Genomic DNA, 12,325 nt, shown 5'->3' on the forward strand with positions numbered 1-12,325 from the left:
TATAAATAAGATAAATATGGGAATGGACAGATATGCTGAGGTTTTTGCCCCTTTTCGCCGCCTTTTTCCTGGTGTCGCCACAGGCCGGCGCCGCCGAAACCTTCACCAACCCCTTGATGGATTCAGGGCCAGATCCATGGATCACGCGCGACGGCGACACCTATTACTACATGCACACCATGGGCAACCGGATCGTCATCTGGAAGACCGACGACATCGCCGCCCTGTCCAAGGCCAAACGCAAAACCGTATGGATTCCGCCGCGTCAGGGCCCCGCCTCGATTTCGCTGTGGGCGCCGGAGTTGCACCGGATCGATGGCAAGTGGTACCTCTATTACACGGCCGCCGCGTCGGGATTCGACGACGATGCCCATCGTGGCGTCTTCGTACTCGAAAACACCAATGCTGATCCCACCACAGGAGAATGGGTCGACAGGGGACAGATCAACACCGCCCACACCGGCATCGACGGCACCGTCTTCGAATATGGCGGGCAGCGTTATTTTGTCTATTCGCCCTATGTCGGCCCCGACAGCGTGCTGAGCATTTCGCGCATGGCCAACCCCTGGACCCTGGCTGGCGGAGAGACCATCATCGCCCGTCCGGACCTGGCGTGGGAACGCCAGGGCGGCCGCCAGATCCTGGAAGGGCCCGAATTCCTGCAGGGGCCTGACGGGCAGTTGTTCCTGACCTATTCGGCCAGCGCCTGCTGGTCGGACGACTACGCCCTGGGCCTGCTGAGCGCGCCGGCCGGCAGCGATCCGCTGAAGGCCGCATCCTGGAGCAAGTCGCCGACGCCTGTTCTGGCCAAGTCCGAGGCCAATGGCATCTACGCTACGGGCCACAATGGCTTCTTCACCTCGCCGGACGGCAAGACGACCTGGATCATCTACCACGCCAATCCCGGTCCGAAGATGGGGTGTACGCCCAAGCGCTCGCCGCGCATTCAGCCGATAAGCTGGGGCGCCGACGGCAAGCCCCAGTTCGCCGAGCCCCAAAAGGACGGCGTGCCCATCGAAGCGCCGCAATAGCACCAAAGGCGCTGTCAGCTTCAACTTTTTACGCCGACACGCGGTCCAGGAAGGTCAGGATTTCCGTCTTCAGGTGCTCGGTCTGTTCGGACAGGATATGCGCCGACGACGAGGTCTTGCGCGCCGACACAGTGGCATCGTCCGAGGCACGGCTCATGTCCTCGACATTGTGGCTGATCCGGTCGGTGTTCATCGACGCCGTGTTCATATTGGCGGCGATGTCGGCGGTAACCACGCTCTGTTCCTCGACCGCCGAGGAGATGCTGACGGCGATCTGGTCGACCGTATCGACGCCGCGGCTGATGGCGTGCAGCACCTGGATGACGTCCTGGGACACCTCGCGGATATTGTCGATATTGACGGTGATCTCGCTGGTGGCGCGGCCGGTCGCCGTGGCCAGTTGCTTGACCTCGTTGGCGACCACGGCAAAGCCCTTGCCGGCGTCGCCCGCCCGTGCCGACTCGATCGTGGCGTTCAGCGCCAGCAGGTTGATCTGGCCGGTAATGTTCTGGATCAGGTCGACGATCTCGACGATGCGCTTGGTGGCCTCGTCCAGCTTCTGCGAGGTCGTGCTGGCCTTATGCATGTGCTCGACCACGTCGCGGATGGCCATCGAGCACGATCCGGTCTGGCTGGCGATTTCACGGATCGAGGCCGACATTTCCACGGCCGCTGCGGCGACCATCTGGACATTGCCGGAGGTTTCGCCGGTGACGGCCGTCACGGTGCGCGACTTGTCGTTCACCGAGGTGACCATATGCGTCATGTCGTCGGAGGCATGTTTCAGGTCGTGGGTGGCGCCGCCCAGCTTGCCCATGATGTCGCCGACCGTGCCCTTGAAGGCGTCGATCTCGGCTTCCAGCTGCGCCTTCTGCTCCAGCTTGGCCAGGGCGTCCGACTTCTGGACGTCCTCCAGCCGGCGGGCATCGCTCAGGCGTGCGTTCAGGTCCTGCAGCGACCGCGTCATGACGCCGATTTCATCGCGGCGCTCATCACCCTGGGGCGGCAGTTCCTTGCCCTCGGCGAGGGCCGCCAGACCGTGGGTGATCCGGCCCAGCGGCACGCGGATATCGCGAGCGATAATCCAGCTCACGCCACCCAGCACCAGCAGGGTGAACAGGCCGATGGCGCCGAACTTGGTCAACTGGGCCATAAAGGCGGTGTTGACGTCATCGATATAGATGCCGGAACCGACGATCCATTTCCATTCGGGAATGGCGGAGACGTAGGAGATCTTGGCCGTCGGCTTGGTCTTGTCCATGCCCGGCTTGGGCCAGCCATAGCGCACGAAGCCGTCATGACCTGCCTGCACCGCGACCGTCATCTCGGAGAACAGGCGCACCCCGTTCGGATCCTTGATATTGGAGGCGTCGGTACCGTCCAGTTCCGGCTTGAACGGGTGCATGATCATCTGGGCATGGTCGTCGATGATCCAGAAATAGTTCTGGCCTTCGTAACGCAATGCCTTGACCTGGGCGATGGCGGCGGCCTTGGCCTCGGCCTCGCTGATCTCGCCCTTCTGGAAGCGCTCGTATTGCGCGCGGACGGCGCTGCCGGCGACCTCGACGACGTTGCGGGTCTTGTCCATCCGGTCGCCCAGCATAACCTGGCGGTAGTCCAGCAGGGCCACCGCCGACACGGCCACAAATGCCACCAGGGCCAGAGCCATGATCAGCTGAAGTTTCTTCGTGACGGATATGTTTGCCAGCTTGAGCATAGCGTTCCTGTCGTTTTCTGCCGCCGCGCAACGCGGTCTTGTCTGATTAACTATATTGATTTTCATGTGTTAAAATTGTCCTGTCAGAGTGCCAAATTCCATTCGAAACCGGACGGCCATTAACCCGAATTAACTTGCCGCAGATGTTTGCATCTGAAACGAAGGGCACCCGCCGCCTGAACGGCCGCGGATAGGCCAGGAGGGGCTACATGACCGGAACAGAACTTTACGCACCGAGGACGCCTCGGCATCGTCGCACCTGGACGGCAGTCGCCATCGTGCTGCTCGTCGTTTTCTTCATCCTTGGGCAGTTAACGACCATCTTCGGCATTCTCAAGCCGATGGGTTTTCGCCAGGCCGACCTCGAGACGCAGTGGCAGCCCCTGAGCATTCTTCTGGCGGGTTTTGGCGTTACGGCCATCCTCGTCTTTGCCTGGGCCTGGCTGTTTGAGCGCCGGTCACCGGTCGCGCTGGGGTTCAATGCGCACGGGCTTGTGCGTTACGTGCGCGGACTTCTGGTGGGGTTTGCATTTCTGGGGCTTGTGGTCGGCGCGATCTGGGCCCTGGGCGGTTATCGCGTCGAAGGCGCCGGCGTGTGGGCGGCGCCCGCGCCGCTTCTGTTCCTTCCCATCCTGTGCCTGTTCGGTGGCTTCATGATTCAGGGGGCGACCGAGGAAATCCTGATGCGCGGCTGGCTGATGCAACTGGTCGCCTCTCGCCACGGCCTGATCCTGGCCATCGTGATCAATTCGATCGTCTTTTCCCTGCTCCACGCCGGCAATATCAATCTGTCGAAGGAACTGATCCTGGGCCTGGTCAACATCGTCCTGTTTGCGGTGATGATCAGCCTCTATGCTATCAAGGAAGGCTCGCTGTGGGGCGTGTGCGCCTGGCATTCTGCCTGGAACACGCTTCTGGGAGTCGGGTTCGGACTTGAGGTCAGCGGCGGAAAGATCGCGGTGGCGTCCCTGGTCGTCGATCTGGCGCCCGCCGAAGGCGCCCCGTGGTGGTTGACCGGTGCGGCCTTCGGACCGGAAGCCAGTGTCGTCACGACAGCAGTTCTGCTGGTTGCCTCAATCGGCTTTATTGCAGCGGGCGCATTGAAGCCCGGACGCGGGCACGCAGCGCCTGAACCGTCCACTCGAAAAGCGTGACATCGGGGCGCATTTCGATACGGATCGACATGCGCCCTAACTTCCCAGCATCCGTTCCCGCAGGGGCTGGAGAACCTCTTCGATGCGCACATTCTCCATACGGCCGGTGTACAGCATACCGCAGAGCGCCAGGGTCGGCGACGGATTGACCGGATGCGGCGTCATGCTGCGCGGCGTCACGGTCTTGGCGATTTCGCCGTCGGCGACCGGCGAAATCGTGTAGGTAGAGGTTTCCGGCGGACGGTTGACATCGGGCGGATACAGGAAGTCGCAGCCCGTGGCCGCCACCAGAAACTCGAAGTTGCCGGCCGTGATGCCGGGCTTCATGACATTGACCTGGTACAGCAGATCACCGCACCGCATGAAGGCCGGTCCCGTGCTCAGCTCGCAGACATAGTTCATTCCCAGCAGCTTGCCCTCGACCAAAGTGAAAACAAGCCGCTTGCCGGCCAGTTCCAAGCCGTCTGCATGAAACCGCCGGTTGCCGCGATGGATGCGGGGGCCCTCTGGCAGATTGTCCAGACCGGCTGCCGTCGCGTCGGCGAAGTGGAAGGGGTCCATGGGTTCCGGCAGGTCGCGCTTGCGGCGCCGTTTGCTGACGGCCTTTATGAGCTCGCGTGTCAGAGCTTTTTTCGTCATTTCTACCGCGGGGGCAGCCAGATGGTGCGAGTCCAGATAATAGAGGTCGCTGCACGCCTGTTCCGGGCCAACGGCCTCCACGAGCGTTCGAGCGATATCGATCACGCGTGTGCGGTAGACGTCCGACAGACGATGAATAGCGGCATGGATCATGCTCAGGCGCCGTTCGGCCGGCGCGGTGCGCGACTCCAGGATCACCGAGATGATCTGTAGTCGCGGATTCTGTGTCAGGGCATAACGGATAACGCCCTCATAGGCCCGGGCCCAGTGTTGCAGCAGTTTGCGATCTTTTTCGTGCCCGGACGTGTCGTTCAGCGCATATTCGACAATCAGGACATCGGCTTTCTTGAGCTTGGAACAGCATTTGAGCCGGAACAGGCCATTGAAAATGGTGGTGCCACCCACCGACAGATCATCGATGACGTCGAGCTTCCAGCCCCGTTTCTTGCACGCCCTGAAGGTTTCCCACAAATAACCGATCCGATAGTCAGGATTCAGACCCATGACGGTGTTTGAGCCGCCGATCACGACGGCGCGGATTCGTTTTTTCGATTTGGACATTCTGTCGGGTCTTATGTCTGATAGACAGCGTTGTTCTTAGGATATCTGATCCGGCCTTGCCTTCCAAATCGCCCGGCTGGCGAACAGCCCCTCAGCCCGCGTAACGTTCCTTCGCCGCCAGGCCCAGGCCGCTGGCCACCGAGGCAAAGCGGTCGCCGTAGTGCACCCGGGCCTGAGGAAAGGCCGCGCGCATGGCGGCTTCGAAGCCGGGCAACCCCGTCGAACCGCCGGTCATGAACAGGGTCTCGATTCCGGCAGGTTGCAACCCTGCGCGCGCATTCACCGTGTCGATCGCGGCATCGACCACCTTGCGCACGTCGGCGGCAATAGCGCCGATCAGGGCATCGCGCGTCACCTCGTGCGTCCAGCCGTCATCGATCCCGGTCAGGTCCATCCGGGCCGCTTCGCCATCCGAGACGGCGATCTTGGCCTGTTCGACCTTGCTGGCGATCTCGTGGCCGGCGCGGTGTTCGATCGTGGTGATCAGGCGTTGGGTCAGGCTGCGGTCGGCCGCCTGGTGATGCAACTGACGCACCCCGGTCATGGTCTTCTGCGTATAGAGGAAGTTGATCAGGTGCCAGGTCGACAGCTGGTGATAATAGAGGCCGGGCATTTCCAGCCCGCTCTTCAACGGACTGCGATACCCCATGTCGCGCATGACGGTAGCCAGGCTCAAACGGGTGTCGAAGTCGGTGCCGCCGATATGGACGCCGCCATTGGCCAGGATACGGTTGTCGCCGCCGGCTGGGCTCAACTCCACAACCGAAAAGTCCGACGTACCGCCGCCGATATCGACGACCAGGACGGTTTCCCTTTCCTTCAAACCGGACTGGTAGTCCCGCGCGGCGGCCAGGGGTTCGTATTCGAATGCGATGTCGCGAAAGCCTTGCGCCTGCGCAATGCCGCGCAGCTCGGCCTCGGCGCGGGCATCGGCGACATCGTCATGATCGACGAAGCGCACCGGACGCCCCAGAACGACCTGGTCGATCGTGTGGCCGGCAAAGCGCTCGGCCCGGGCCTTCAGCTCGCCGATATACATGCCGATGATGGCGCGGAAATCCTTGCGCCGCTCGCCGACTTGGGTGGTTTCGCCGATCAGGCTGGAGCCCAGGATCGACTTCAGCGCCCGCATCAGCCGGCCGTCATAGTGGTCGAGATATTCGGCGATGGCCCGGCGGCCATGGCTGACCGTCTCGGTTTCGAAGTTGAAGAAGATGGCCGAAGGCAGGGTGACGGACTCGCCTTCGATGGGCACCAGGCGGACGCTCTCGCCCAGCCCGACGCACACCGCCGAATTGGAGGTGCCGAAGTCGATGCCGCAATAGGGTCGGGACATAGGGGTTGCGCCAAACGGGGGAGGGGCGCGGTGTGTAGCGAAGAATGGCCGTTCTGACGAGCGGAAAAAGACCGATTTCGCGTCAAAAAACACTGTAACGCAATTTTAGCGCCTGTCGATTAAGGTAGTCCCCTACAGAACGTAAAATGCGTATTCTCAGGGACTGTAAACATGGCCAAACGCGCGCTCGTGCTGGAAGACAGCCGCACCCAGGCAACCATCATCTGCAAGATGTTTCAGAAGGCCGGCTTCGACGCCGTCTGGGTCCAGGACCCGGCCGCCGCTCACGACGCCCTCAAGGCCGACCGTTTTGACGTGCTGATACTGGACGTCTTCATCGAAGGCTACAACACCCTGGATCACCTGAGCGAGTTCCGCGACCTGGCCGGTGGCGCCCCGATCGCCGTCATGACCGCCGGCCGTATCGACGATCCGGAATCCGGCGCTGATGCGCTGAACAAGGCCCGCCGCGGCCGGGTCAACTTCCTGTTGCCCAAGCCCTTCTATTTCGACGACATCAAACAGATCTGCGAAGACGTCGACGCCTATTGGCTGGCCCATCCGACCGAAGCCGTCGCGTCCTGAGGGGGACTTCAACCATGAGCGCTGTTGACCTTAACCGGCCGACCTTCGCGGCCGATATCCTCGGCATGTTCGATCCCGAACTGCTGCGCATGACTGCCGTGTCGGAGGAACTGCTGGGCCTGCTGGAAGGGTTTTTCCGGCGCCTGGACAAGCATGCTTCGGACGAACTGGTCGGCATTGCGCGCGACATCGCCCAGACCCGGACCGAACTGCGCCGGCTGTGCCCCAACCAGATGGGCGACAGCCTGCCCCAGGCCGGTGCCGAGCTTGACGCCATCACGCGTGACACCGAAACTGCCACCAACACAATCTTGAGTGCCGCCGAGGCGCTTATGGACCTGGACGACGCCGATCCCGGCATGAAGGACAAGGCTGACGACCTGGTCATGCGCATCTTCGAAGCCTGCTCCTTCCAGGACCTGGTCGGCCAGCGCGTATCGAAGGTGGTCCGCGTCCTGGAACAGATCGAAGGCCGCATCGCGCGCCTGGGTGAGATAACCGGCAGCGCCGACCCTGAAGTATCGGTCGATGACGCCGAACAGCGCCGCCGCGACCTGCTGCTGAACGGTCCCGCCGTCGGCGGTCCAGAAACCAGCCAGGCCCAGGTCGACGCCTACTTCAACTGATCAAACATATATCACGCCAACGGGACTGGCGTCTGACCGCTAATTGAAATGGTTATTCTTCCTTCTCCTCCCCATTTCTCCAATGGGGAGGTGGCGAGCAAGTGAAGCTGGGCCGAAGGCCGACAGCGAACGCGTCGAGACGGAGGGGTCCTCTTAGCAGTCAGCCTCCAATGCCCAGGGTATCGGACCTAACGCGGACGAGGCCGTGCTCCCTTCGCGTCTTGGCGTGAAACCGTTCTTTACCTGACCGCTGACACTGGGGCCTGACCCGCCTGTAGACAGCATGTTTCACGCGAAGACGTGAAGACGCTAAGGGAGGACGCGAAAATCAGCGCCTCGCTCTGCCCGCCAATAACGTCAAGGTCACCCCGTCAGCCGCACCTTGCTCAGCTTGCCGCCGATGGTTTCGAACGCCTTGATCAGGTCGGCCGAGCTCTTGGCGTCGAAATAGTGCTGGGCGTCGGTGGCGCAGGCCTTCAACGTTTTCAGCGCCGTGGCGTCCGTCACGTCGAAGCCGATGGTGTAGATCTCTATATTCTTCGACTTGGCGTAGTCGCAGACGCGGATCTGATCACTGTAGGTCACCGCGACCTGGGTCGCATTGGCCACCGCGATCCCGCCCGAGGTGTTGGCGTAAAGGGTATTGGCGCCGTCGGTCATCAGAACGATCGTCTTGCGCGGTTCCTTGTTGTTCTTGTCGTAGGGCTTGCCCTCGGTGAACGGTGCCGGCGGGGTCAGGGTATTGACGCCCCAGATCATTCCGGCCGGAATATAGGTTTCGGGCTTGTACGAGCTGATATTGACGACCAGGTTCTTGATCGAATTCGTCACCACAGTGGCGTCGTTGCTGAGCGGCAGGATCGGGTTCAGGCAGGTCTGGCTGGTCTGCAGGATACCGGCATAGGCCCCCGTCGGATCCGGCATGACCAGCTTCGACGAGGCCACCTGGTTCTTGACGCAGCCATACCATTTGTAATTGGTGGTCGTCCCGCCGGAACAGCTTTGATACGGCGTGACATTGACCGTCTTGCAGGTCTGGGCGACGATCCAGCAGCTATAGGTATAGGGGACGCCGTCCTGGGTGCCGGTGCAGGTACCCTTCGTCCCGCCCGTGCACTGCGTCGCCGTCGAGACGGTGGTGCAGGTCTTGGCAGAGGTGGTCGCATAGTCGGCCCCGACACTGACCCACGACGCCGACCGGTTGCCCATGCCGACATTGACATAGTCGGCATAGGGCACGACAGCGATCTTGACATAGTCCTTGTTGTCCTTGGTCAGGATGGTCGAGACCAGGCTCTGGGCCGCGGTCTTCAGCACGTCGATCTTGGGCGTGCCGCCGACCGAGGCGCTCATCGACCAGGTGTTGTCCAGCACCAGCGCCACTTCCAGCGTGCCGTCTGCGGCCTTGATGGCGTCGGCCTTGACCGAATAGGGCAGGTCCTTGAAGCCGAACAGCTGCATGATGACCGGATCATAGCTGCCGCGGGCCGTGGCCTTCACCGTGCGTGCCTTCTGGTCGTATTTGAAGGCCGTGATCTTGGCGTCCAGGTCGGTGCCCTTCAGGTTCTCCTTGAACGCTTCGCCGGCCAGCTTTTTCAGTTCGCCTTCATTGGAGTTGTTGATGATGGCGGCGGCCAGGACGGCGGAGTCCAGCGCATCCTGGGTTGTGCGCTTGGCGCGCTGCAGAACGGCATAGTCGATGGCGGTGCCCAGCGCGGCCAGGATGGCGAAAACGGCCAGGCCAAAGATCATGGTCGTACTGGCGTGACGCGAGCGCAGGAAGGCCTTAACAAAATACCGCATGAAATCCTTTTCCACCAGGTTGCGGCCATGGGTTCGAAATACCGCCGTTCCCGAATATTGCTGGAAAAAGTTTAAATTTTTGCGGTGAAATCATACGCGCACGTAAGAATTTGGGCTGCCGGCCAGTGTTCAGCGCCCGGCCTTGCGCCGCCGTGACGATGCGCTAAGCTATCTCGAATGACCGCCAGTCTCCGCTTCGACCGCTTCGTGCTCAATCCCGACAACCGCCGCCTCAGCCGCGATGGCGTGACGGTGGAACTGAACGCGCGCTATCTCGATGCCCTGGCGCTGATGGTGCGCGAACCCGGCAAGCTGATTACCAAGGATCGCTTCCTGGAGGAGGTCTGGCGCGGCGTCCCCGTTACCGACGAAGCCCTGACCCAGTGCATCCGCACCCTGCGCAAACAACTCGGCGACGATGCCGCGCGGCCGCGCTTTATCGAGACGGTGACCAAGCACGGCTACCGCTTTATCGCCCCGGTCGAAGCCGTGACCGAGACGTCACCGCCGCTGCGAACCCGCGACTGGCGGCAGGTCATCCGGCCGGGCGTGGCGGGAACGGCCGGCGCGGTTGGTGCCGGCCTCATCGGCGGCCTGCTGTATGGCTCGGCCATTGCGGCCCAGCCCGTGGCCGCCGGCATGGGGACCGTGTCGGTGCTGCTGGTGGTGCTGTGCATCAGCCTGATCGTCGCCATCCTTGGCGGGGCAGGGGTATCCTTCGGTATCGCCTTGGCGGCGATGGCGCCGACGCGCGGCGTGCACTGGAGCGTGCTGGGCGGACTGGCCGGCGGGATCGTGGTCGGAGCGGTGGTCAAGCTGGTCGGTCTGGACGCCTTCAACCTCCTGTTGGGCCAGGCGCCGGCCAACATCACCGGCGCGCCGGAAGGCGCGCTGGTCGGCGGCGCCGTGGGCCTGGGCGCCTGGCTGGCCGGCCGGTTTAGCGGTGTCCGCAAGGGCGCAGCCCTGGCCGCCCTGACCGGAGGCGTGGCCGGTGTCCTGGTGCCGCTGCTGGGCGGGCGGATGATGCTGGGCAGCCTGGCCTTGCTGGGCGAGCAGTTCCCGGGCTCACGCCTGCACCTGGACGGTATCTCGGCGCTGTTCGGTGAAAGCGGGTTCGGTTTGATCAGCCAACTCGTCACCGGTGGCCTGGAAGGCGCGCTGTTCAGCGGCTGTATCGCCGCGGGATTACGGATGGGTACGTCTAAGCCCCGCGCGCAGGGCGAGGAGAGCTGAGGTCTTTTCACACATAGCCGTCATGCGGCCAGTTGGTCTGGGTAAACACCCCGCCATCGACCACCAGGGTCTGGCCGGTAATAAACCCGGCCTTCGGCCCGGCCAGAAAACTCACCGCATCGGCCACCTCCTGCGGCGTCCCGACCCGGCGCAGCGGCGTGATCTTCGACCAATCGCGGGCATAGTTGGGCGCTTCCTGCTGCGTCCGCTCGGTCTCGATCGACCCCGGAGCGACACAGTTGACGGTGATCCCATACGGCCCCAACTCGACCGCCGCCGACTTGGTCAGCATCTCGATCCCGCCCTTCGATGCCGTATAGTCGACCAGGTTGAGGAACGGCGTCTGATTGCAGCCCGAGCCGATATTGATGATCCTGCCGGGACGCTTGGCCTCGACCATCTGCCGCGCCGCCGCCTGGGTGTTCAAAAAACAGCCTTTCAGATTGGTCCGAATAACCCGGTCCCAGTCCTCCTCCCGGAGTTCCAGCAGCGACGACCAGGTCTGCACGCCGGCATTGTTGACCAGCACATCCGGCGCCGTCCCGGTTCGCTCCCTAACCTCAGCATAGAAGGCATCGACATCGGCCTTGATCCCGGCATCGCAGCGTATGCCGGTCACGGATTCGCTTATCGCCGCAAACTCGTCGACGCTATGGAGCCAGGTTACGAATACCTCGTACCCGTCCTGGACCAAAGCCAGCGAAATGGCCCTTCCGAGATGGCTCCCGCCGGCCGTGACAATGGCTACCTTGCTCGAATGAGGCATCGAGGGATCTTTCTAAAATCACCTCTCCCCGCCTGCGGGGAGAGGACGAGAGCGGAACGAAGTGCACGCGATCGGGTGAGGGGCCTTCTTACTCACTCTGCCCCAACCCCGTGGCTGTCCAGTAAATCCCGCCCAGCAGATGCGCGAGATACTGCGGATCGCGGTAAGCCTCACCATTGTGCCCCAAGGTCGTCACGAACACCCGGCTCTTCCCGACGAAGTGATACCAGGCAATGGGATGATCCTTGCCCATCGGCTTGACCACCTGACCGGGCCAGATCTTCTCCGGATCGTAACTGGACTCATCGACGTTCAACACCGGATGAATCTCCACCCCATACGGATTGGTCGTGGTGTAAAACTCATCGCTCCACACCCACCGCTGCGACAACCCGAACACCGCCGGAAAACCCTTATCCTCCACCGTCACAACACCGGTCTGCAACATAGGATGCACGCCGACGGTCCGCCCGACCAACTGCTCATACCAGGGCCAGCTTTGCGCCGGCAAAGCGATCGCGGCCCGATGCACGACCATGACGTGCCCGCCGGCCTTCACATAAGCCTCGAACTTTTCGCGCTGAACCGGCGTCAGATCCTCCACCGGCGTGTTCAGCAAGACGATGGCGCGATACCCGCTGAGGTCTTGCTCTAATGCCCACCCAGCCCCCGCCCAGCTGATCTCGAACTCATGCAGCCGCGCCATCTTCTCCAGGCTGTCGCGGGCGATCGGGACATATTCGTAATGATACTTGCTGGGCATGGCCAACACCATCAGCTTGAACTGGCTGTCGGCCCAACTGACGGAGGGCACCCACGCCGCCAACAGGGCCACCAACACCAAAACCAACCGCTTCATGGGCGTCCTCACAAC

At 62.4% G+C, this 12,325-nt stretch carries 11 protein-coding genes; 5 read left to right on the forward strand and 6 right to left on the reverse strand.

Annotated features, from left to right (window positions below):
* The first annotated feature begins 32 nt into the window (after positions 1-32).
* A complete protein-coding gene (locus tag ABAC460_RS35275; protein WP_023453406.1) occupies positions 33-1,031 on the forward strand; it encodes a glycoside hydrolase family 43 protein in 999 nt (332 codons plus the stop codon).
* A gap of 28 nt (positions 1,032-1,059) precedes the next feature.
* On the opposite strand, the gene ABAC460_RS35280 is transcribed toward ABAC460_RS35275, so the two are convergent.
* The gene (locus ABAC460_RS35280; protein ID WP_023453407.1) at positions 1,060-2,748 is read right to left on the reverse strand and encodes a methyl-accepting chemotaxis protein; all 1,689 of its coding nucleotides are present in this window, start codon (positions 2,746-2,748) and stop codon (positions 1,060-1,062) included.
* Positions 2,749-2,957: 209 nt separating this feature from the next.
* Here ABAC460_RS35280 and ABAC460_RS35285 point away from each other — a divergent pair, with 209 nt between their 5' ends.
* Positions 2,958-3,902 (forward strand): CPBP family intramembrane glutamic endopeptidase, encoded by a 945-nt coding sequence (locus ABAC460_RS35285; protein ID WP_031236742.1) that lies wholly within the window; start codon positions 2,958-2,960, stop codon positions 3,900-3,902.
* 36 nt (positions 3,903-3,938) lie between these two features.
* On the opposite strand, the gene ABAC460_RS35290 is transcribed toward ABAC460_RS35285, so the two are convergent.
* Together ABAC460_RS35290 and ABAC460_RS35295 are read right to left on the reverse strand one after the other, a co-directional pair.
* Positions 3,939-5,102 (reverse strand): SGNH/GDSL hydrolase family protein, encoded by a 1,164-nt coding sequence (locus ABAC460_RS35290; RefSeq protein ID WP_023453409.1) that lies wholly within the window; start codon positions 5,100-5,102, stop codon positions 3,939-3,941.
* A 91-nt stretch (positions 5,103-5,193) separates the two neighbouring features.
* On the reverse strand, positions 5,194-6,438 hold the full coding sequence (locus ABAC460_RS35295; RefSeq protein WP_023453410.1) for an Hsp70 family protein: 1,245 nt from the start codon (positions 6,436-6,438) through the stop codon (positions 5,194-5,196).
* A gap of 171 nt (positions 6,439-6,609) precedes the next feature.
* On the opposite strand from ABAC460_RS35295, the gene ABAC460_RS35300 reads away from it, so the two are divergent.
* Together ABAC460_RS35300 and ABAC460_RS35305 are read left to right on the forward strand one after the other, a co-directional pair.
* Positions 6,610-7,023 carry a response regulator gene (locus ABAC460_RS35300; protein WP_023453411.1) on the forward strand — a complete coding sequence of 138 codons (414 nt, stop codon included), beginning with the start codon at positions 6,610-6,612 and terminating at the stop codon, positions 7,021-7,023.
* A gap of 14 nt (positions 7,024-7,037) precedes the next feature.
* Positions 7,038-7,649 (forward strand): hypothetical protein, encoded by a 612-nt coding sequence (locus tag ABAC460_RS35305; RefSeq protein WP_023453412.1) that lies wholly within the window; start codon positions 7,038-7,040, stop codon positions 7,647-7,649.
* Between the two features lie 363 nt (positions 7,650-8,012).
* Here the strand turns inward: ABAC460_RS35305 and ABAC460_RS35310 are convergent, their stop codons facing one another.
* Entirely contained in the window at positions 8,013-9,452 is a 1,440-nt protein-coding gene (locus tag ABAC460_RS35310; RefSeq protein WP_031236743.1) for a pilus assembly protein, read from the reverse strand.
* A 177-nt stretch (positions 9,453-9,629) separates the two neighbouring features.
* On the opposite strand from ABAC460_RS35310, the gene ABAC460_RS35315 reads away from it, so the two are divergent.
* On the forward strand, positions 9,630-10,685 hold the full coding sequence (locus ABAC460_RS35315; RefSeq protein ID WP_023453414.1) for a winged helix-turn-helix domain-containing protein: 1,056 nt from the start codon (positions 9,630-9,632) through the stop codon (positions 10,683-10,685).
* 7 nt (positions 10,686-10,692) lie between these two features.
* Here ABAC460_RS35315 and ABAC460_RS35320 read toward each other — a convergent pair whose 3' ends face one another.
* Positions 10,693-11,451, reverse strand: a complete 759-nt coding sequence (locus ABAC460_RS35320; RefSeq protein ID WP_023453415.1) for an SDR family NAD(P)-dependent oxidoreductase — start codon at positions 11,449-11,451, stop codon at positions 10,693-10,695.
* An 88-nt stretch (positions 11,452-11,539) separates the two neighbouring features.
* Complete coding sequence (locus ABAC460_RS35325) at positions 11,540-12,310, reverse strand: ThuA domain-containing protein (protein ID WP_023453416.1); 771 nt, start codon at positions 12,308-12,310, stop codon at positions 11,540-11,542.
* Between the last annotated feature and the right edge of the window lie 15 nt (positions 12,311-12,325).

Source organism: Asticcacaulis sp. AC460 (genome assembly GCF_000495795.1).
Lineage (GTDB): Bacteria > Pseudomonadota > Alphaproteobacteria > Caulobacterales > Caulobacteraceae > Asticcacaulis.

Excerpts from the sequence above, each read along its gene's own strand:
- ABAC460_RS35310 (WP_031236743.1), bottom strand. The coding sequence starts at position 9,452 with ATGCGGTATTTTGTTAAGGCCTTCCTGCGCTCGCGTCACGCCAGTACG.
- ABAC460_RS35315 (WP_023453414.1), top strand. The coding sequence starts at position 9,630 with ATGACCGCCAGTCTCCGCTTCGACCGCTTCGTGCTCAATCCCGACAAC.
- ABAC460_RS35290 (WP_023453409.1), bottom strand. The coding sequence starts at position 5,102 with ATGTCCAAATCGAAAAAACGAATCCGCGCCGTCGTGATCGGCGGCTCA.
- ABAC460_RS35275 (WP_023453406.1), top strand. The coding sequence starts at position 33 with ATGCTGAGGTTTTTGCCCCTTTTCGCCGCCTTTTTCCTGGTGTCGCCA.
- ABAC460_RS35305 (WP_023453412.1), top strand. The coding sequence starts at position 7,038 with ATGAGCGCTGTTGACCTTAACCGGCCGACCTTCGCGGCCGATATCCTC.
- ABAC460_RS35325 (WP_023453416.1), bottom strand. The coding sequence starts at position 12,310 with ATGAAGCGGTTGGTTTTGGTGTTGGTGGCCCTGTTGGCGGCGTGGGTG.
- ABAC460_RS35280 (WP_023453407.1), bottom strand. The coding sequence starts at position 2,748 with ATGCTCAAGCTGGCAAACATATCCGTCACGAAGAAACTTCAGCTGATC.
- ABAC460_RS35320 (WP_023453415.1), bottom strand. The coding sequence starts at position 11,451 with ATGCCTCATTCGAGCAAGGTAGCCATTGTCACGGCCGGCGGGAGCCAT.
- ABAC460_RS35285 (WP_031236742.1), top strand. The coding sequence starts at position 2,958 with ATGACCGGAACAGAACTTTACGCACCGAGGACGCCTCGGCATCGTCGC.
- ABAC460_RS35300 (WP_023453411.1), top strand. The coding sequence starts at position 6,610 with ATGGCCAAACGCGCGCTCGTGCTGGAAGACAGCCGCACCCAGGCAACC.
- ABAC460_RS35295 (WP_023453410.1), bottom strand. The coding sequence starts at position 6,438 with ATGTCCCGACCCTATTGCGGCATCGACTTCGGCACCTCCAATTCGGCG.